Origin of the sequence: Sphaerochaeta sp. S2, from assembly GCF_016406725.1 — a bacterium.
GTDB lineage: Bacteria > Spirochaetota > Spirochaetia > Sphaerochaetales > Sphaerochaetaceae > Sphaerochaeta.
Genome location: NZ_JAEKNT010000201.1, coordinates 1 through 19607, shown reverse-complemented (window position 1 = coordinate 19607; position 19607 = coordinate 1). Strand labels below are relative to the sequence as shown.

18 protein-coding genes and 1 pseudogene are annotated in these 19607 nt (G+C 47.9%); 9 read left to right on the top strand and 10 right to left on the bottom strand.

Annotated elements, in window-relative coordinates; genetic code table 11:
- From JF818_RS05510 to radA, 3 genes are all read left to right on the top strand, one after another.
- A partial coding sequence (locus JF818_RS05510; protein ID WP_198890960.1) for a ParB/RepB/Spo0J family partition protein occupies nucleotides 1–664 on the top strand: 664 nt, incomplete at its 5' end.
- An 18-nt stretch (nucleotides 665–682) separates the two neighbouring features.
- Nucleotides 683–1633, top strand: coding sequence for a peptidylprolyl isomerase (locus tag JF818_RS05505; protein WP_198890959.1), 951 nt, complete (start codon nucleotides 683–685; stop codon nucleotides 1631–1633).
- 25 nt (nucleotides 1634–1658) lie between these two features.
- Nucleotides 1659–3011, top strand: coding sequence for a DNA repair protein RadA (gene radA / locus JF818_RS05500; RefSeq protein WP_198890958.1), 1353 nt, complete (start codon nucleotides 1659–1661; stop codon nucleotides 3009–3011).
- A 128-nt stretch (nucleotides 3012–3139) separates the two neighbouring features.
- Here radA and JF818_RS05495 read toward each other — a convergent pair whose 3' ends face one another.
- Complete coding sequence (locus JF818_RS05495) at nucleotides 3140–4336, bottom strand: TraB/GumN family protein (protein WP_198890957.1); 1197 nt, start codon at nucleotides 4334–4336, stop codon at nucleotides 3140–3142.
- 79 nt (nucleotides 4337–4415) lie between these two features.
- On the opposite strand from JF818_RS05495, the gene JF818_RS05490 reads away from it, so the two are divergent.
- Entirely contained in the window at nucleotides 4416–5360 is a 945-nt protein-coding gene (locus tag JF818_RS05490) for a lysine exporter LysO family protein (protein WP_198890956.1), read from the top strand.
- Here JF818_RS05490 and JF818_RS05485 read toward each other — a convergent pair.
- On the bottom strand, nucleotides 5357–5785 hold the full coding sequence (locus JF818_RS05485) for a hypothetical protein (protein ID WP_198890955.1): 429 nt from the start codon (nucleotides 5783–5785) through the stop codon (nucleotides 5357–5359). The genes JF818_RS05490 and JF818_RS05485 overlap by 4 nt on opposite strands.
- 18 nt (nucleotides 5786–5803) lie before the next feature.
- On the opposite strand from JF818_RS05485, the gene JF818_RS05480 reads away from it, so the two are divergent.
- Nucleotides 5804–6505: a M48 family metallopeptidase gene (locus JF818_RS05480; protein WP_198890954.1), complete on the top strand. Its 702-nt coding sequence runs from the start codon at nucleotides 5804–5806 to the stop codon at nucleotides 6503–6505.
- 99 nt (nucleotides 6506–6604) lie between these two features.
- Complete coding sequence (locus tag JF818_RS05475) at nucleotides 6605–7813, top strand: FprA family A-type flavoprotein (RefSeq protein WP_198890953.1); 1209 nt, start codon at nucleotides 6605–6607, stop codon at nucleotides 7811–7813.
- 58 nt (nucleotides 7814–7871) lie between these two features.
- On the opposite strand, the gene JF818_RS05470 is transcribed toward JF818_RS05475, so the two are convergent.
- The 5 genes from JF818_RS05470 to JF818_RS05450 are packed head-to-tail and all read right to left on the bottom strand — an operon-like array spanning nucleotide 7872 to nucleotide 14517.
- Nucleotides 7872–8588 (bottom strand): gamma-glutamyl-gamma-aminobutyrate hydrolase family protein, encoded by a 717-nt coding sequence (locus JF818_RS05470; protein ID WP_198890952.1) that lies wholly within the window; start codon nucleotides 8586–8588, stop codon nucleotides 7872–7874.
- Nucleotides 8585–10030: an aminoacyl-histidine dipeptidase gene (locus JF818_RS05465; protein ID WP_198890951.1), complete on the bottom strand. Its 1446-nt coding sequence runs from the start codon at nucleotides 10028–10030 to the stop codon at nucleotides 8585–8587. Before JF818_RS05465 ends, JF818_RS05470 begins: the two co-directional genes overlap by 4 nt.
- A 24-nt stretch (nucleotides 10031–10054) precedes the next feature.
- On the bottom strand, nucleotides 10055–11239 hold the full coding sequence (nagA, locus tag JF818_RS05460) for an N-acetylglucosamine-6-phosphate deacetylase (RefSeq protein ID WP_198890950.1): 1185 nt from the start codon (nucleotides 11237–11239) through the stop codon (nucleotides 10055–10057).
- A gap of 48 nt (nucleotides 11240–11287) precedes the next feature.
- Nucleotides 11288–12652 carry an MATE family efflux transporter gene (locus JF818_RS05455; protein ID WP_370570309.1) on the bottom strand — a complete coding sequence of 455 codons (1365 nt, stop codon included), beginning with the start codon at nucleotides 12650–12652 and terminating at the stop codon, nucleotides 11288–11290.
- Between the two features lie 5 nt (nucleotides 12653–12657).
- On the bottom strand, nucleotides 12658–14517 hold the full coding sequence (locus tag JF818_RS05450; protein ID WP_370570308.1) for a YgiQ family radical SAM protein: 1860 nt from the start codon (nucleotides 14515–14517) through the stop codon (nucleotides 12658–12660).
- A gap of 56 nt (nucleotides 14518–14573) precedes the next feature.
- On the opposite strand from JF818_RS05450, the gene JF818_RS05445 reads away from it, so the two are divergent.
- The 3 genes from JF818_RS05445 (at nucleotide 14574) to JF818_RS05435 (ending at nucleotide 17990) form a co-directional block, all read left to right on the top strand.
- On the top strand, nucleotides 14574–15503 hold the full coding sequence (locus JF818_RS05445; RefSeq protein ID WP_198890949.1) for a diacylglycerol kinase family protein: 930 nt from the start codon (nucleotides 14574–14576) through the stop codon (nucleotides 15501–15503).
- Between the two features lie 291 nt (nucleotides 15504–15794).
- Nucleotides 15795–17219 carry a trehalase family glycosidase gene (locus tag JF818_RS05440; protein WP_198890948.1) on the top strand — a complete coding sequence of 475 codons (1425 nt, stop codon included), beginning with the start codon at nucleotides 15795–15797 and terminating at the stop codon, nucleotides 17217–17219.
- A gap of 3 nt (nucleotides 17220–17222) precedes the next feature.
- Entirely contained in the window at nucleotides 17223–17990 is a 768-nt protein-coding gene (locus tag JF818_RS05435) for a TerB family tellurite resistance protein (protein ID WP_198890947.1), read from the top strand.
- Here the strand turns inward: JF818_RS05435 and recR are convergent.
- From recR to JF818_RS05420, 3 genes and pseudogenes are all read right to left on the bottom strand, one after another.
- Nucleotides 17987–18577, bottom strand: a complete 591-nt coding sequence (gene recR, locus JF818_RS05430) for a recombination mediator RecR (protein WP_198890946.1) — start codon at nucleotides 18575–18577, stop codon at nucleotides 17987–17989. The genes JF818_RS05435 and recR overlap by 4 nt on opposite strands.
- A 2-nt stretch (nucleotides 18578–18579) precedes the next feature.
- Complete coding sequence (locus tag JF818_RS05425; protein ID WP_198890945.1) at nucleotides 18580–18897, bottom strand: YbaB/EbfC family nucleoid-associated protein; 318 nt, start codon at nucleotides 18895–18897, stop codon at nucleotides 18580–18582.
- Nucleotides 18898–18912: 15 nt separating this feature from the next.
- Nucleotides 18913–19607: pseudogene (locus JF818_RS05420) on the bottom strand (DNA polymerase III subunit gamma/tau); the annotation flags it as partial.

Sequence of the window (19607 nt, the reverse complement as noted above, 5' to 3'; positions counted from 1 at the left end):
GTATAGTATTGTGGCTGGGGAGAGAAGATTCCGGGCAGCAAAAATTGCAGGACTCGAGCGAATGCCGGTACTGGTAAAAGATTTCACCCAGATGCAACGATTGGAAGTTTCTCTCATAGAGAATATTCAGAGAGAGAGCCTGAACCCCATTGAAGAAGCGAAAGCGTATGCTTACCTTATTCAAGAAGCAGGGATAACCCAAGAGGAGTTGGCGAAGAGACTGGGAAAAAATAGGTCCACCATTAGTAATAGCATTCGGCTTTTGCAATTGAGTTCCTCCATGCAGCAGGATTTGTTGAATGGCAAATTTACTGCAGGTCAGGCGAGAGCAATCCTTTCTGTGGTGAATCCTGCTGACAGGGAAATTCTCTATCGTACCGTACTGGAGAAGGATCTTTCGGTACGAGCAACGGAACAGTTGGCTTCCCAGTTCAATATGGGCAAACGTGCTGCATATCAAAAGAAGAAACGAGCCAAGAAGAGTCTGGCAAAGGCTCCAGAGATTATAGCAATTGAAGATAAATTCCTGCATGCAGTAGGATCACAGGTAGAGATTAAAGGGTCACTGGAAAAAGGAAAGATTGAGATCCCCTTTACCAGTAGTGAAGAATTGGAAAGACTGTATCAGTTGCTGATGCCAAATCAGGGACTGTTTGAAGTATAAGAAAAGTAAGGAGATACAATGGATAAGAAAGAATTGAAAGACGGCTTGTATGCCGTATTGCATACCAGTAAGGGTGAAATCACACTATTCCTAGAGAGCAAGAAAGCTCCAATGACCACTGCAAACTTTGTAGGGCTTGCAGAGGGAGCTTTGAATGTGAATGGGGAAGGAAAGCCTTTTTATACAAATCTTACCTTCCATCGGGTCATTGAAAACTTCATGATCCAAGGTGGATGCCCAAAAGGAAATGGGACCGGAGGTCCTGGATATACGTTCCCAGACGAGTTCGATGATTCATTGAAACATACCGAACCGGGTGTTCTCTCCATGGCAAACGCTGGACCCGGAACAAATGGAAGCCAGTTTTTTATCACACATGTAGCGACTCCTTGGTTGGATGGAAAGCATTCCGTCTTTGGTCATGTTGTAGAAGGTATGGATGTGGTGAACTCCATAGCACAAGGTGATAAGCTCAACCGTGTTGAGATTGTACGTGTAGGAAAGGAAGCTGAGGCATTTGAAGTCTCTCGTGAGATCTTTACCCAGTATGTACTTGCAGCAGAGGAAAAGAACAAGAGCCGCGAAGCCAAGGAGAAAGAGAAGCTTGAGAAAGAGCTGAAGAATCGTTGGCCTGATGCAAAAGTGACAGAGACTGGTCTTCGGTATGTAGTAAAGAAAGACGGTGAAGGAAAGAAAAGCCCGAAACACGGCCAAACTGTAACTGTTCACTATACTGGTTCCTTGCTCGATGGAAGAATCTTTGATAGTTCAGTGCAGAGGGGGACCCCAGCGCAGTTTGCAATCGGACAGGTGATTGAAGGATGGAATGAGGCCTTGAAGACCATGACCGTAGGTGAACAGCGGACCCTGATCATCCCCCCCGAACTCGGATACGGGACCATGGGATATCCCGGGGTTATCCCTCCCAACTCCTATCTGATTTTCGATGTGGAGTTGATAAAGTTTTAAATAGATATATTAGAAGGAGATACTTGTGAAAGAGAGGGCTGTTCATTACGTCTGTAGCCAATGTGGCAGGGTTGAGACAAAATGGTTGGGACGCTGTCCAGACTGCGGAAGTTGGAACACCTTTGAAGAGGAAGCGGTACGTAAACCTTCCGATGGCAAGCGTGCTGTGATCAGCACTGCCACCAAGCCTGTGAGTTTGGAGGAAGTTGAGATTGATCCGTTGTTCCGGTATGAGACAGGTATCAGTGAACTTGACCGGGTACTCGGTGGAGGAGTCATGCGTGGCTCTTCCATCCTCCTTGGGGGAGAGCCGGGTATCGGCAAGTCTACCTTAATGCTCCAGGTACTTGAGAAGTGCTCAAGCGGACGAAAAGTGCTCTACATTTCTGGAGAGGAGTCACCCAGTCAGGTTAAGCTTCGTGCCCAACGGCTGGAACTCAATCTTTCATCCATCTCGATTTTTTGTGATACCAGGGTGGAAGTGGTGGTAAGTCTCTTGAGTGAAGAGAAGCCCGATGTAGTCGTTGTTGATTCATTACAGACGCTTACCAGTGATGAGATTCCTTCCCCTGCCGGGTCAGTGAACCAGATCCGATCTTGTTCCACTACCTTGGTTGGTCTCTGCAAACAGTTGGGAATATCGTTGTTTCTTATCGGGCATGTGACGAAGGAAGGGGTATTGGCTGGTCCAAAAGTCATTGAGCATCTGGTTGATACCGTAATCTACTTTGAGCAGATTTCCAGTGGAATTCGGTTGATTCGAGCAGCAAAGAATCGGTTTGGCTCAGTTGATGAAATCGGTATTTTCAGTATGCATGAGAAAGGGCTCAGCCCAGTGGCAAATCCGTCCTCATTCTTTATTACCGATAGGCTCACAAAGGACATACCCCCTGGGATATCCTATACCCCGGTTATCGAGGGGTCGCGGACCTTTCTGGTGGAAATCCAGGCACTGACTACCAGTGCCAAGAATGGGTATACCCGAATCTATTCAGACCGTATTGATACAGCCAGGGTTACCCGCGTTGCTGCAATTTTGGAGCGACATGCAGGCCTACGTCTCAGTGACCAGGATATCTATGTCAATGTAGCAGGGGGGATGAAACTCAGCGAGGTATCCATTGAGTTGCCCCTTGCCCTTGCCCTCTGGTCTGCCCTGACCAACAAGAGTATACCCAAGGCCTTGATCAGCTATGGGGAGCTTAGCCTTGCTGGAGAAGTAAGGGGTGTTGGGTTTCCTGAAAAACGAGAAAAGGCTGCAAAGGAGCTGGGTTTCAAACGTTCAATAGTCCCCAGGATTGCTTCCCGTTCCCCGCTGGTTCAACATGCTTGCTCTACTATAAAGGAAGCTCTGGATCTTATGAATTCAATGAAGTGATTATATAGTAAGCAATACTAACAAATAAATAAAAATATACAAATAAAAGAAATAAATATTTTGAAATAGAGTTGAAGAAAGGCCGTATCAATCGATACGACCTCTCTTGCTGTGTTTGTTAGCTTTCCTTATGAACCAAGCATGCTCAAAAGAATGGGGAAAATGACAACATTTCCGATGGAGGCTCCAAGGCTGGTGTAGAGGAAGACAAGGAGGGTGTGCAATACACGGTTTCGATACCACCCTCTGAAGGATGCTGCATCCTCCCCCAGTTGCTCAAAATCACGAACCTTTGGCTTCCTGAGCGTTGCTTCCATCAATCCGCTCACCATTCCAACCCCAATCCCAGGATGGAGGCTTGTAAGGGGGGCTGACAATATACTTACCAATGTGTTGAGGGGATGGGCTAGTGCAAGGATGGCACCAATGGCGGTGAAGCTCATGTTCACTGCCAGCCAGTACCCAAACATCTTGATCCCTTCACTTTGACCGAGGTTGAAGAAACCATACAAGAGGATTCCCACAATAAGTATGGGAAAGCCCCAGGAGAAAATCTTTCCGGCTTTACCACCCTTTGGGGTGGTGCTGATGTCTGAAAGGTCGGTACCGATGGTGCCCTCTTCTATTGCCTTGATTGTCCTGATGATACCACCTTGGTGACCTGCGCCAATGACGGCGAGCTTTTTATTACCAGGGGAGAGGAAGATACTGGTTGCCAGATAACGGTCTCGCTCGTCGATGAGCACTTCCTTGACCGAGGGTAGTTCCTTGGCCATCTCATCCATCATACCTTGCATGACATCGGCCTTTTTGAGGGACTCCAGTTCCTCCTCTGAAATCTTTTCATTACTGAAAGCGGCGCTGATGATGGTGGCAATGAGTTTTGCCTTGTTCCAGAGGTTCGACTTTCTCCACGCCCTGCTGAACGTGACCTGGATTTCCCGGTCACAGAGTGAGTAGGGAATCTCTTTTTCCTTGGCCAGTCTGGCTGCACTGAGGATTTCTTCTCCGGGGGCACTCCCTGATTGGTCTCCCATTCGTTTCTGAAAGGAGGAGAGGGCCATATTCGCCAACAGGAGAAAGCCCTTATTTTCCTTGAGGACCTTCTTGATGTCCATATTTGACCAAGAGGATTTCTCCTCCCTGTTTTTCATCCGTCCATCGTCAAGCTCAAGGCAGATATGGTCAGGTTGCTCACTCTCAATGAGCTGTGCCACTTCATCAACACTCTCTTTGGATACATGGGCTGTGCCCACAAGGAGAATCTCTCTTCCATCGTTGAGTGTGAGTCGGTGGAAGGTATCACTCATTTTTTCATCAGTCATGCAGTCAACTATACTGAAGGAAGAGCGGAGAAACAAGGGAATTTGACAGTCATGTGTGATTGATATACTGTTTGTCCACATGGAAACACTTCTCTATCTGGCAAAACTCGCCCTTGCTTTAGTTCTCGGAATGGGTTCTGCACATCTTTTGGGCAAGGAAAGGTTCACCCACGTCTCAGCATATGCACAGATGTTCTTGGTTTGGCTTCTGCTGTTTTTCATGGGTGTGAACACTGGTGGGATCGATGGAATCACCTCACAGTTTGGAACCATCGGTATTACTGCGTTGCTTATCACGTTGTTTGGAGTGGCCGGTACCATTCTTGTTGCTCTGTTTTTTTCCTTTATCCTGACACCGTCCTTGCGTTCTGAGCATATTGCCATTGCAAAGAGGAAGGAGCAGAGTTTCATCAGAAGACTGTATGATATTATCAAGGAACCTCTGCTCTTGGTTTCCATTGTAATCCTTGGATTGGTATTGAGACTGGGTACGAATGCCTTCTCTTGGTTTGATAGTTCCCTGGTTACCTACCTGCTCTATGTGCTGTTGTTCTTTGTCGGCATGGGCATGGTTCATCGGAAGATAAGCTTCAAAGGGGTGTTTGCTGATAGAAGCCTGTTTTTCCTCCCTCTCTACACCATACTCGGTACCTACGTTGGTGCATTGGGAGTGTTCGTTTTCACTCCCTATACGCTTGCGGAAGTGGTAGGGATGCTTAGTGGGTTTGGATGGTACTCTCTCTCCGGTATCCTGATCACCGATCTGGGGTATCCGGTTCTTGGTTCCATCTCATTCCTGTCCAATCTGCTGAGAGAGAGCTTCTCATTTTTCCTTATTCCTCTGTTTGGAAGGTTGGGAAGGAGGTATTACTATCCTGCAGTCTGCACTGCCGGTGCGACCAGTATGGATGTGACCTTGGTCTTGCTTTCCTCTCACTTTGGAACGCGTACCATGGTAGGTTCGATCTACCATGGTGTGATCATGAGCTTGGTTGCTCCGCTTCTCATCCCTCTTTTTTTCTAACGCTGTGTCCAGAGCTGGGCAATGATGGTAAGAGGGTTCTCTTTCAGAAGCCTAAGGTAGATGACAGGCGGACCATCAAAAAGGTTGTCGATTGCTGAGGATAAGGAGGCGATGGAAGAAGGGGGAGAGAGTTGGGTGAATGTATAACTTCCTTCTTCCAGATAGAAAGGAGCCGCTACCTTTGGCAAGGGGAGTCCTTTCTCAACAGCCTCTCGTGTTGCCTCATCGGGACTCTCCTGTACCCCGGCAAAGAGCAGGGAAAGAGTGGAAGAGAGGGCAAGGCAACCTTCACTGCCTACCGGTTGAGCATCGAGATGGGTGAGCATCTGTTGATAAGCATCCTCCGCATCAGAGGCAGAGAATGGAGCTGTTTGATAGGGAATCGCCTGGTTGAGGTGTAAAATCATGGACTTGCTTTGTTGCATGAGAGATACTGTAGCAGAATGAAAACAGACGGTAAAGTAGAAAACATACCATACACCCTTCTCTACAGAAGAGGGATTCGACATATAACAGTTCGGGTCAAGGCAGATGGGAAGGTGAAAGTAAGTGCCCCTTACGGAATATCGAAGGTTGCCGTAGAGAGAGTTATTCTCAGCAATAAGGAAAAACTGCTCCATACAATCATAAAACAGCAACAGGCACTGCATTCCTATGAGAGTGGAGAGTTGTTTCCCTATGAAGGGAAACACTACACACTTATGTTGGAGCCTGGAAAGTATGTCGCAATTACGGTACATGATTCCTCTTTGATTGTGACCTATGATCCCAAAAAGCCCTTGGACTCCTTTGGTATCTGCCGCCTGATCAAGGAACTCTACCGAGAAGAGGCACGCAAGAGACTGACGCCCCTGGTCTCCTATTGGGCAGATATCCTGCATCTCCCCATTCCTCCCTTTTCGGTACGCGATTCAAAAAGTCGATGGGGTAGCTGTTCAGCAAAAGGCAGGCTGAATTTTTCCCTGCGATGCCAAGCCCTAAGCGAGAAGCAACTCTCCTATCTGGTACTGCATGAAATGGCTCACTTGGTACATTTCAACCATTCAAAAGAGTTCCATTCCCTGCTTCTGCATTATATGAGCGACTACAAACAGGTACAGCGAACCATATTTTCCATGCAAAGGGAGACCCAGCTCTGTCTTTGATTCCCGAGTGAGTGCAGGGATTGTCATAGTGTATTGATGCCTTTCATTCACAAATTTGGTATAATTGTGTATCTTTGTATGAAGAGGAGATTCAATACTATGAAACCTGATGTACTTGCAGATGGTGTCTACCGTGTGGCCGCAAAGGTTGGCAGTCGGGACCTGTTTGAAGGAATATGGCCTATCCCTGATGGAGTGATGCTGAACTCTTATGTAGTGAAAGGCAACGAGAAGCGTGTTCTGGTCGATTTGGTCAAGGATTGGGATGGTGCGTTGAAAGCTGTTGGTGATCAGCTGGAGAGTCTTTCCCTCGGAGAAGGGAATCTGGACTACATCATCATCAATCATATGGAACCAGATCACACCGGTGCAATGGCAGAAATCGTCAAGCACTATCCTGATGTAGAAATCCTCTGCAGCGTAAAAGCTGTTCCCCTGATAAAGCATTTCTATAAGATTGAGAAAAACGTACGGGCTGTCAGTGACGGGGAGACCCTCGACCTTGGGGGGAAGACCCTTAAGTTTTTCATGACCCCGAATATCCACTGGCCCGAAACCATGATGACGTATCTGGAAGAGGATGGGATCCTCTTCAGTTGTGATGCCTTTGGTTCCTTTGGCCGGTATGAGGGCTGTTTTGATGATGAGCTGACTGAAGAGGATAAGGCAAAGCTTGCCAGTGAGACTGAACGCTACTATGCAAACATCGTCTCTTCCTTCTCATCCTTTGTAATTCGTGGAATTGCCAAGCTTGATGGGCTTTCCATCAAGATGGTTGCACCGAGCCATGGGGTTGTATGGCGCTCAGAACCTGAGAAGATTATCGAGTGGTATAAGACCCTGGCCACCTACATGCAAGGCCCCAGAGAAAAAGAGGTAGCTGTAGTCTGGTCGAGTATGTATGGGAACACTCAGGCCTTGCTCTCTTCAATTGTTGAAGGTCTGAAGAGTGAGGGCATTCCGGTCCATGTTCTGCAGGTTCCCCAGACCCATGAGTCCTTTGTCCTGGAGAAGGTGTGGAGAAGCGAAGGCTTGGTCATCGGTATGCCTACCTACGAATACAAGATGTTCCCCCCGATGTACCATGTTCTGGATATTCTTGAAAGAAGCCATGTACAGGGAAGAAAAACGCTACGCTTTGGATCCTTTGGATGGTCTGGTGGAGCACAAAAGCAGTTTGATGAATTCTCTTCGGCCATGAAGCTGGACTGCCGTGGTGTAGTTGAATACCAAGGTTCCCCTACTGAGGAAGACAAGCAGAAGGCCTATGATCTGGCAAAGGCATTAGCAAGGGATATAAAGGGCTGACCTAGCTCATTGCCAAACACAATTGAGGCTGTTTCCTCTAAGGGGACAGCCTCTCCTGTTATCCCATGGCTGCATCCACAAACGCCTTGAAGAGGGGAAGCATCTCATCTTCCATGCTCTCAGGGTGCCATTGTACCCCTAGAATCCAATTCTCACTGGTATTCTCTATAGCTTCAATGCAACCATCGCTGCTTCTTGCTGTACACTGAAAAGCAGGGGCAACCTCGTCGATGCATTGGTGGTGAAGACTGTTGACCCCGACCTCCCCACTTCCCAGTATGGATGCAAGCTTTGTGTTTTCCTGAATGGTGACAGGGTGACTTACTTGGTCAAAGTGTTCCAGATCTGGATGTACTATGTCGTGTTGCTCTCTCATCATATAGTCCTGAAAGAGAGTTCCTCCCTCAGCTACGTTGATCAACTGACATCCCCGGCAGATACCAAGGATCGGTATGCCTTTTCTCTTTGCAGCATGATACAACGCGATTTGGAATATGTCGCTCTCTATGTCACTTTTGCCGCAGGATGGGTGACGCTCTTTATTATACAATGATGGCTCAATATCCGGTCCTCCTGGTAGTAAAAGGCCATCACAGTGGGATATTAAGGTGTCAATATCGGTTTTTGTATGGGGAATGAGAAGAACGGAAGCCCCACTCTTTTCAAGCTTTGCAACATACCCTTCATTGGTGAAAATCCTCCGAAGGGTAGGAAATGCAGAGGTAGGCGGAGCCTGGTCATAGGTCCCGCCTATCGCTATGATCGGCCTGCTCATTCGATGATTGAAAGCAGGTGACGGGTGAATCCACTGATACGCTCAACAGAGGGGATGCTGATACGTTCCTTGGTGGAGTGGACATCAAACATGTCAGGGCCAAAGGAGACAGAGTCCATCCCAGGAATCCTGCTGTTGATGATGCCACATTCAAGACCAGCATGGATGGCGGTAATTTCCGGCTTCTTCCCAGTATACTCCTCATACGCCTTTGCACAGAATCCCGTCAATGCTGAGTCGGGATTTGGTGTCCATGCAGGGTATGCCCCTACAAAGGTTGTCTTTGCACCAGCGAGGGTGAAGACTGACGCAAATCTACGGGCTATATCGTCACGCGCAGAGAGTACTGAGGAGCGATGGCTGCTGGTTACATGAAAAGCCTCTTCATCCAGCCGAAGAATGGCCAGATTGGATGAGGTCTCCACGATGCCAGGAATCCTGAAACTCATGGCATCGACCCCATGTGGGGCGGCATACAGGCTGGTAAGCAGTTGTTTGCTGATTGTTCCATCCACAGCTTTCTTTGGGACATCCGTCTCCTCCAAGGTAAGGCGAATATCCGGATCATTGAGTGCATACTCGTCACTAAGCATCTGCTGGGTTTGTGAGACGAAAGCCTTCAGTGTTTCAATCTCACCGGACGGTACTGCAAAAGAAAGCGTGCAAACTGAAGGAATAACATTTCGTTTGGTCCCCCCTTCTGCCTTGAAGACCATACAGGAGTGAATCTGGCTCAATGCGCGAGCAGCTACCTTGATGGCATTTGCCCGCTGTTTATGAATCTCTCCACCGCTATGCCCTCCGAGCATCCCGTTTGCAGTAAGTGTGAAAGCCTTGAAGGAAGAAGGGACTGCTTCCCACTGCACAGGGAGTGTTACATCAACTTCTATTCCTCCGGCACACCCGATATAGAGAACTCCCTCTTCTTCACTGTCCAGATTGATCAGGAGCCTGCTCTGTACCTTGTCTTGTTCAATATTGAAAGCCCCTGTCAGTCCGGTCTCTTCACTTATGGTAAAGATGGCCTCCAAGGGACCATGTTTTGCCTCTTTGTCTGCAAGGATATCGAGGGCGAGCGCGATTGCAATACCATTATCTCCGCCGAGGGTGGTTCCATTAGCCCTGAGAAAGTCGCCATCTTGCACAAGTTCAATGGGATCCTTTTCGAAGTCATGAGTGCTCCATGCCTCTTTTACACAGACCATATCCATATGTCCCTGCAGGGCGACTGAAGGTCTCTTTTCAAATCCGGGATAAGCCTTCTTACGCACGATAACATTGCCGACTGCATCAACAACGGCCTCTAGCTCATGTTCTTTGGCAAAGGCAAGTAGAAATTGGCGTACTCCTTCCTCATTTCCCGATTCTCGGGGAATATCAGAGAGGTCAGAGAAATAGTTCCAGAGTGCCTGGGGCTTCAACCCCTTCACTGCATCTTGCATCGTTATTTACTCCTTATTGTTCTTTCAGGCAAAGCGGTCACGGATCAGATTTCCATCGACAAACAAACCTTTCATCTGCATGTTCTCATCCAGGACAACCACATCCGCCTTGTAGCCTGGAACCAGCATCCCTTGCTTGGTAAAGCTGTAGATACGTGCTGGGTTTGTGGAACTCATCTGGCTTGCCTGTTGAATGGGTATTTCCCAGTCGATTGCATTTTTCATTCCTTGGAGCATGGTCAGTGCAGAGCCGATGAAAAGGTCTGGATCCTTGAGACTGACAAAGGCTCCATCTTCTCCCACCGTGCATTCTATTCCATTGGCCAACATCGGGCCGGTTCTTTGTTTGGTGGGCTTGAGACTGTCGGTTATCATGACAATGTTGTCCAGTGGTTTTTCACGGAGCAACATTTTGACCAATTCAGGATGTACATGAATACCGTCACAGATAATTTCACACTGCATGTCTCTTTGGATCAGGATCGCCCCGACCGTTCCAGGGTTCCTGTGATGCAGGCGACTCATTGCATTGAAGAAGTGGGTGGAGTGGAAGATTCCACACTGCATCCCTTCCATGATATTTTCGTAGCTGGCGTTGGTATGGCCAGCAAGCAAAACGATGTTCTTTTCTCTTGCCAACAATGCCAATTCACGCATGTGTTTGAGTTCAGGGGCTACTGTCATACAGATGACCTTGCCTTGTCCTGCTTCGATGAGATCATTGAAAATCTCAAGATTGACAGGTATTACGCCCTCTGGATTCTGGGCTCCAACACGTTCCATGGAGATAAAGGGCCCTTCCAGATTGATGCCCATTATCTTTGCACCTTGCTCACTGCCCATTGCATCAGCGATTGCCTTGGTGCTGGCTTTCATTACATCAAGCTTGTCAGTATATACAGTGGGCATGAATGCACTCACTCCAAAGTCCGCAAGTCGCTCGCTCATTCCCAGGATGCTGGAAGCCTTACAGTCTTCTGTCCCAAAACCCCCAATTCCGTGGATATGGGAATCGATGAAACCAGGCATGATATAGGAACCTCCTACATCAATCATGGTGGTGTCACTGGGGAAGTGTTTCTCTGACAATCTTCTCATATTGAAGATGTCACCGATTTCCCCTTTTTCATCTATATAGAGGGCACAGTCTTTCAGTTTTGCATAACCAGTTACAACAGTCCCATTGGTAAGTACGGTTCGTAGACTCATGTAGATACCTCTCTTTACCTACAACTATACGTTCATACGCAAGAGAGGTCAATGAAAGGTAGCTGTCAGGTCGTTAATCCATGCCTCTCTCTTGATGCGATATAGGCCTATGAACAACTTGGTGACCTCTTCCATACCCAAGAGCAGGTAGAGCTGCCAGGTATTGAGATGCAACAGGAATACTCCGATGAAGGCAAGCGGAACGCCGACCGCCCATACCCCGAACATCTCTGCGAACATGGAATATTTGGTATCGCCACCACTGCGTAGTATTCCCACAATGATGACCATATTGATGCTTTTGATCGGTAGCAAAGCTGCATTGATGGAAAGACAGTAGATAGCCAGTTCTCTTACCCTATCAGAGATATTAAAGAAGGAGGTGAACAGCGGGGCAAAGAGGAATTCAAAGATGCCCATTGCAAGTCCTACCAAAAGGGCTGTGGCAATGAATCGTTTGGCATAGAGCAGGGCAAGGAGTCTTTGTTTTTCCCCGATCTTGACCCCGATCATGATCAATGTTGCATTGCTGATACCCATCATCAGGACAAAGAAAAGATTCCCTACCGATTCCGCCACATTTATGGAGGCGATGGCTTCAATTCCCATCTTGCTGTAGGCAACCTTGTAGGTGGCCATGCCAAGAGCCCAGAAGAATTCATTGATGATCACAGGCATGCTGGTAGGGATGATATGCAGCAAGAATGTCTTGTTCCACCGGAAGGCTTCCCTGCTTCTGATGGCAATGACAGGATGGCGATGGTAGACGATCCACAGGAGGGCGATCACCTCAACCAGTCGACTTATGGTGGTTGCGATTGCTGCCCCTGCCACACCCAATTCAGGAAATGGACCAATACCAAAGATGAGGAGGTAGTTACCCCCTGCATTTAGGGTCAGGGAGAAGAGAGCAACCTGTAAGGGGATCTTTGCATATCCAATGACTCTCAGTGCCGTAGCAAGCACCTGGCTGATCGCGGTAAAGAGGTAGCTTATGCCGACAATCCTGAGATACGCGATACCTTGGCTGACCACCTCTGTTTCAGTGGTGAATATATGCATGATCTGGCGAGGTATGAACAAGGATGCCAAGGCAAAAATCAGAGCTGAAGCTCCTGCCAAGGTGAACGAGAGTCCCAGGACCCGTTGGATATTTGTTTCATTCTTCGCCCCCCAGTATTGGGAGAGAAAGATGGCTGATCCACTGCAGACACCGAAAAACAACACACTGATCAGGAAGAACATCTGGTTTCCCAGTGCAACCGCAGCAATGGAGGATTCACCGAGCTGACCGATCATCAGGGTGTCAACAAAGGAGAGGGAGTTGGTTAGCAGGCTTTGGAAGACCACTGGCAAGGCTATGGTCACCATTTTCTGAAAGAAATCCCTACGTTCTGATATTGTCTTTTCCACCAAGTTTACCGTCTTGTGAGGAGTATCCTCGACAAGTCCTTCCTCTGCGCTTTTTCCAAGGCCTCAAGAACCAAGGGGCGGTTTTCTATCTTGTTGTACTGCAGGAGGGCTCGCTGCAGATGTCTCTCACGTCCCTTGGGGACGTAAACGCTGGCAAACCGCTTGCCAGGCCTGGGATCGAGCCCAGTATAGTACATACAGGTAGAGACTGTCCCGGGCGTTGGATAAAATTCCTGCACCTGATCGGGAATGAAGTGTAGTTTGTGCAGATATAAGGCCAGTGTGATGGCATCCTCTAGCGTACTGCCGGGATGAGCCGCTATGAAGTAGGGTATCAGGTACTGTTTTTTACCTGCCTTTTCTGTGGTCTCTTGGTAGAGTTCAGTGAACTCGTCAAAGAGGGCTGCCCTTGGCTTGCCCATGGCATCAAGCACCTTGTCGCTGACATGTTCGGGAGCAACCTTGAGCTGTCCACTGACATTGTTCCTGACAAGATGGTTCATGAACCGTTGCCTTGTCTTTTCATCACAAACTTCCAGGAGATAGTCGTAGCGGATACCGCTCCTGATGAAAACCTTCTTTACCCTAGGAAGTGATTCAATGGCTTCAAGAAGATCGAGATACCTTCCATGGTAGTCCTTGAGATTGGCACAAGGATTGGGATAGAGGCACTCCTTTGCCGGGCAGGGCCCATAGATTTGCTGTCTATCGCAAGCCAAACCTTGGAAGTTTGCCGTTGGGCCTCCTAGGTCATGGATATATCCCTTGAATGCAGGATGCTCACTCATTCGTTTTGCTTCCTTTACCAAGGATTCCTTGCTCCTGGTTTGGATCATCCTGCCCTGGTGGCTGGTGATGGCACAGAAAGAGCAGGAGCCAAAGCACCCACGATTGCTGGTGATGGAGAACTGTACTTCCTTCAGGGCAGGGATTCCCCCTGCTTTTTCGTAGTCTGGATGTGCATCAAGGGTGAAAGGAAGTTCGTGTAGGGAATCGAAAAAAGCTTCCTCCAGCGGAAGGGCAGGAGGGTTCTGGACAACCAGACGTTGCATACAGGATTGAATGACTCGTTTCCCCATTATCGGGTTTTCCTGCAGCATCTGCATGCCAAATGCTTTCGCATAAGCTATTTTTCCTGCTTCAGTTGGTGTATTGGATTGCTTGTCCCGTTCACTGACCTCTTCATAGGAGGGAATGATGCTTGTTGGCTCTGCCTCGATCTCAAAGGTGTTAGGATTGGCAGCGTAGACTGTTCCCCTGATGTCCTTGAGCTGTGAGATTGGTTCCCCTTTGTCGAGACGTCGAATGATTTCAAGGGTCTGTCTCTCTCCCATTCCGTAAACCAAGAGGTCGGCCTTTGCATCGAGGATGATGGGTTTACGTACCTTGTCACTCCAGTAGTCATAGTGACTGAGCCTTCTCAGTGAAGCCTCCAGTCCCCCTATGATGATTGGGGTATCCTTACCGTATGCTTGTCTTGCCTTCGCGGTATACACCAAGGTTGGACGGTCTGGGCGGAGCCCTGCCTTGCCTCCGGGGCTGTATTCGTCCTCACTTCGCGGTTTTACATTGGCGGTATAGTGGGAGACCATACTGTCGATATTCCCTCCACTAATAAGGCAACAAAGACGTGGTTTGCCCAATTTAAGGAAATCTTTTGTTGAGTTCCAGTCGGGTTGTGCGATAATACCCACACGATAACCTTCCTTTTCCAGCAATCGTGCCAAGAGGGCAAGTGCGAATGAGGGATGATCGACGTAGGCGTCTGCACTGATGAATGCGATGTCTATTTGGTCCCAGGACCGTTGTTGCAAATCTTCTTGTGTTGTAGGAAGAAATGCTGTGCGAGGGGCGTATGTTTTCACAACGCTCATCATAGGTCATCGGTCCTTGGGTGTAAATAGGAATAAGGGGTACTGCCATGGCTGAGCGAGAGCTTTTCGTTATTCTGAATCCACATGCAGCGAAGGGAAGAGCAAAAAAGCAAGGGGACTTGATCAAGGCCTTGCTTTCTCAATCTGGGAATCATGTGGAACTGGTCTACACCAAGAAGGGTGAAGGGGCCGAACAGCTGGCATGGCAGGCAACGTGTGAAAGGCGTGATGCAATCATTGCTGCCGGTGGGGACGGCACCGTCAACGAGACGGTCAATGGAATGTTGAAGGCTGCAGCAGAGAAGCAGCTACCGGTACCGACCCTCGGGGTAATACCAATTGGACGGGGCAATGATTTTGCCTGGAGTATGCAGATACCGAAATCCCTCAAGGAAGCCTGCTCGGTAATCCTTCAGGGTACCAAACGAACTATTGATGCAGGTATTGTACATGGTGGGAAATATCCACAGGGACGATACTTCATAAATGGCCTTGGTGTCGGATTTGAGCCATTGGTAAACTTTCTTGCCAGTGATTTCAAGCATGTCTCGGGGACTCCAAGCTATGTCTTTGCCCTTATCAGAATTCTGATCCATTATCCAGCTCCGTATTCCGTTGAACTTACCTTGGATGGAAAGACGCAAAAACTCCAGACACAGCAACTCTCCATATGCAATGGAAGGAGAATGGGCTCAGCATTCCTGATGGGTCCGGATGCGCTTTTTGATGATGGCTTGTTTGATGTGGTATATGCAAATACTCCTGTTCCCAGCTGGAAATTGGTTCCTCTGGCGCTTACCTTCTTCAAGGGAGGACAGGTCAAACGCAAGGAATTCAGTGTCTCAAGAGTGAAGGAGGTGAAGATGGTAAGTAGTGATCATCCAATGCCTGTACATGTTGATGGGGAGGAGATTTCTCAAGGTTGTATGGAGTTTTCCGTTACGCTTTTGGAAGCCGTCCTCCCGGTGTTTTGCTGAGAGTTGGGTTTTTTGGGCAAACCGTGTCTAGATGTTGAGCTCGATACAGAACAAACAGATAAATATTGTAGTTTTACTAAAAAGTAGCCCTTTTCAATTCTTCAATAATTAGCTATTATATAAATGATTAAAAATTTTCTTTGGAATCAGGAAGTTTGGTTTTCGAAAAAGTGAAGTGTTTCCAAAACTTGCCTGAATATGATTGACTTCTCCTCTAAGAGAGTTTATCTTTAACAATGCGCGTCTTATGTAGTTTTTCTCGTTTTAGCTGATAACTAAGGAGTTCCCAATTTGATAAAGGATATGGTGCCGTTCGTACATTTTTATGATCAAGATTTTGTCGACATGTATGACAGGTCTTGGGTATGGATAGACGAACTTTGGAAGCAAGGAACCGAAGCCAATGGCATGAGCGGTTCCTATCTTTCATACCCTGGCCAGACAACCTTCAATCAGTATTTATCCTGTTTCTCTTCTCTTTTTCTGGTGTATAGCAACCAGAATAACTCTCCGTTCCCTATGCTTGACTATTTCTACCAGAAACAGGAAGCAAATGGTGCTATTCGTGGGGAGTACTCCATAGAGGATGGGAAGCCTGTCTTTACGGCAGCAAACCCGGAAGGGATTTTCCCTCCTCTTTTTGCCTATGTTGAACATGGCTTTTACCATAAGATTGGAAACAAGAAAAGGCTGAAGGAGGTCGTTCCTGTACTGGAGCGATACTTCTCCTGGATCCAGGCAACGTTCCAAAAGCCCAATGGGCTCTACTCTGTTCCCATCGAAGCATGCCAGAGTGGTAATATTCCCCGTGACCATGTGTACTACCCATTGGACTTCAATGCACAGCTTGCTGTTAATGCCCTGTACATGTCTGCGATCGGTGATATCCTCAACGACAAGGAGTTGAGTTTCCGTTACAAGCGGATTTACTTCTCCTTGAAGACGAGGATAAACAGTATGATGTGGGATCCTGATACCAATTTCTACTATGATCTGGATATCAAGGAAAACCGCATTGACAACAAGTACATCGGTGCTTATTGGACAATGCTTGCGGAAATTCCCAATGATGAACGTGCTGCTTACCTGATTGAGTACCTCAAGGACCCGAAAGAGTTTGGAACTGACAACCCTTTCCCGAGTGTGCCGGTCTCTTCTCCCGCGTTCAGCGAAGAGGGTAATGGGCATTGTGGTGGGGTTATTCCCATCAATACCTATATGGTTATCAAGGGGCTGGAGAAATTCAACCAGTTCATCTTTGCAAGGGAGTGTGCTATCAGGCACATGTATTTCCTGCTTGATACCCTGCATCCCGATGCTGAAACCATAGGGGATGTATGGGAGGCGTACCTTCCAAACAAGGAAGGCTTCTCCAAGACAGATGAGATTCCAGACTTCCCGCGCAGGAGATTGATGCCCTATGCAGGAGTGGTCACCATTACCTTGATGATCGAGAACATCATTGGCTTGGAAATTTCGCTTCCCAGAAAGACTGTCGATTGGGTCATGCCCTCCCTTGAGGCCATGGGAATCGAGAACCTCTCCTTGAAACGTAACATGATCACCATTCTCAGCAACAAGACAGACCGTGGCTGGGAAATTCGTCTTGAGAGCGAAAAGCTCTATTACTTCACCATTGAAATTCTTGGGGAGAAAAAGAAGAAGACTCTTCCGATTCCTTCCGGAAAGTGTTCAATGTTGATCGACAAGCTGTAAGTCATGGCGTGGCTCGGTAAACTATTTGGGGGTACCTTCGGCTTCATGTTCGGAGGACCCTTGGGAATGATTGCTGGGATTGCCTTCGGCCATATGTTTGACAAGGCCGGTGATGTAGGATCCACCCAAACAACAAGAAGTAGCTATACAACCCTCGATAGGGAGCAGATGCTCTTTTTCGTGGGTGCATTCTCGATGCTTGCAAGGATTGCATCCTCTGACGGTTCGGTTTCATCACATGAACGTCAGAAAGTACTGGAGTTCATTCGTCAGGATCTTCGTTTGGGGTATCGTGAAGAAGAAGCTGCCATGCGGGTCTTCGATACCGCACTTACCGGTGGTGGAACGTTTGAACAGTTCGCTTCCCAATTCTATCAAAACTTTAGCCACGCACCAAACATTCTTCAGTTGATGATCGATATCTTCTACCGTGTAGCTGCTGCCGATGGAGTCATCAACAGTGCAGAAGAAGAGATGATCAGACGCGCTGCAAAGATATTCCGCTTAAGTGATAGCTTTGTTGAGATGCTCTGTAACCGCTATGGTGGTTGCAGCAATGCATCGGACAAATCCTATGCAATTCTCAATATTCCACGTACGGCTACTGATGATGAAGTGAAGCGTGCCTACAGGAAGCTCAGTATTGAGTTCCATCCTGACACCCTTGCCTCAAAAGGCATGGGGGAGGAATTCCTGGGTCATGCGACGGCAAAGTTCAGGGAAATCCAGGACGCATATGAATCAATCAAGAGAGAGCGTGGAATTCGCTAGAACGTCACTCTCCCTCGTAATGATCTTGCCAAGGTAATTCTGTCAGCGTATTCCAAATCTCCTCCAATAGGCAGTCCACTGGCCAATCGCGTTATGGAGAGCTCTGTATATTCCTTGAGAATATGTCTGATGTAAAGAGCTGTTGTATCACCCTCTTCAGTTGGATTGGTGGCTATAATCAGTTCTGTGAACTGACCCTCCTTGATACGTTGCAGGAGGCGGGAGAATGAGAGCTGTTCGGGCCCAACTCCATCGAGTGGACTGATCGCTCCCCCAAGCACATGATACAGCCCATTATATGCCCCACTGGACTGGATGGTCAGCACATCCTGTGGTTCTTCCACCACACAGAGAAGACTCCTGTCCCGGGAAGCATCACTACATACAGGACAAGGATCGGTCTCGGTGAAACTGCCACATATGGAACAGGGGAAAATCCGGTCCTGTATGGTGGCAATTGCTTGGCTGAGGTTCTGATTATAGCTCTTCTCGGTCTTTATCAGGTGATAGGCGAGTCTCGAGGCACTCTTCGGACCGATACCAGGAAGACGGGAAAGGGTCTGGATAAGGTTTTCCAATGCTGTCATGACTAGGCCTGAGGGGGGAAGCCACCCAAAGGACCGGCATATTTCATACCTTCACTCTGGATCTTCTGCTGGATTTTTGCTGATGCGTCATTGAAGGCACTACTCAACAATACCTGAAGTGTTCCTAGGTCATCTGGGTCGACAATATCTTTTTCGATATGGATGTCAGTGACAATGAATTTTCCATTGATGGTAACTTCAACCATACCTGCACCGGCACTTCCGGTTGCAGTAATGGTGGGAAGCATTTCCTGCATTTTTTTCACATTCTCCTGAATGCCTTTCATATTTTTCAACAGCTCAAAAGGGTTCATATCCATACGGTGTTTCCTCACTTACATTTCATTGGTTTGTTGGGTGATCTCTCCCCGGAAAATCGAGGCGATCTTTGAGACTACTGAATCTTCAGTCTGTGGGGTCTCTTCTTGTTTCTCTGTCTCAAGGCAGTGGAATCGTATCGGTCCATCAAACCCTGTAATCTCCTTGACCAGGGATCTGAATTTCTCAGTACTCTCTTCTGCCTTATTCTGGCAGAAGGCAGTGGAGAAGGTAAGATTCAATACTCCCTCATCATTCGTTACTTCAGTAATTGCCTGTACCACTTGACTGAGCAGTGGTGCGCTTGAGAGTTTACCTACCAAGGCAGGAAGATCTCCCTTGGTGAATGGGCGACTCTGTACAGGAGCAGGCTTTACAGGAACGTTCTGTTCTTTGACCTCTTCGTTTCTCTGCCCAAGTGCTGCAACGCTGCTGGAAGGGGGTGTCTTCTCCTTGGGTTTGATGGTTTCCCTGGTGGCAAGCAGGTCAGGTTGGACCTCAAGCTTTTTTGGGGGAAGTTTCACTGTCCCTGAAAGCAGTTCATCCCGCATCTGGGTAATTTTCTTCACGAGAGTCGTTGCTGAAACAAGGGAAGGAAGGCTCCCCAGACGGGAAATGAATAGCTCGAGTTCAAATCGTGGGTTTAGTGAGTACCTGATTTCCCGATAGAGTTTGAGTAGTAACTCAAGGGCGGCTTCCAGCTGTTCACTCG

Coding starts and splice junctions, on each gene's coding strand:
- JF818_RS05505 (WP_198890959.1), top strand. CDS start 683: ATGGATAAGAAAGAATTGAAAGACGGCTTGTATGCCGTATTGCATACC.
- JF818_RS05495 (WP_198890957.1), bottom strand. CDS start 4,336: ATGACTGATGAAAAAATGAGTGATACCTTCCACCGACTCACACTCAAC.
- JF818_RS05490 (WP_198890956.1), top strand. CDS start 4,416: ATGGAAACACTTCTCTATCTGGCAAAACTCGCCCTTGCTTTAGTTCTC.
- JF818_RS05485 (WP_198890955.1), bottom strand. CDS start 5,785: ATGCAACAAAGCAAGTCCATGATTTTACACCTCAACCAGGCGATTCCC.
- JF818_RS05480 (WP_198890954.1), top strand. CDS start 5,804: ATGAAAACAGACGGTAAAGTAGAAAACATACCATACACCCTTCTCTAC.
- JF818_RS05475 (WP_198890953.1), top strand. CDS start 6,605: ATGAAACCTGATGTACTTGCAGATGGTGTCTACCGTGTGGCCGCAAAG.
- JF818_RS05470 (WP_198890952.1), bottom strand. CDS start 8,588: ATGAGCAGGCCGATCATAGCGATAGGCGGGACCTATGACCAGGCTCCG.
- JF818_RS05465 (WP_198890951.1), bottom strand. CDS start 10,030: ATGCAAGATGCAGTGAAGGGGTTGAAGCCCCAGGCACTCTGGAACTAT.
- nagA (WP_198890950.1), bottom strand. CDS start 11,239: ATGAGTCTACGAACCGTACTTACCAATGGGACTGTTGTAACTGGTTAT.
- JF818_RS05445 (WP_198890949.1), top strand. CDS start 14,574: ATGGCTGAGCGAGAGCTTTTCGTTATTCTGAATCCACATGCAGCGAAG.
- JF818_RS05435 (WP_198890947.1), top strand. CDS start 17,223: ATGGCGTGGCTCGGTAAACTATTTGGGGGTACCTTCGGCTTCATGTTC.
- recR (WP_198890946.1), bottom strand. CDS start 18,577: ATGACAGCATTGGAAAACCTTATCCAGACCCTTTCCCGTCTTCCTGGT.
- JF818_RS05425 (WP_198890945.1), bottom strand. CDS start 18,897: ATGGATATGAACCCTTTTGAGCTGTTGAAAAATATGAAAGGCATTCAG.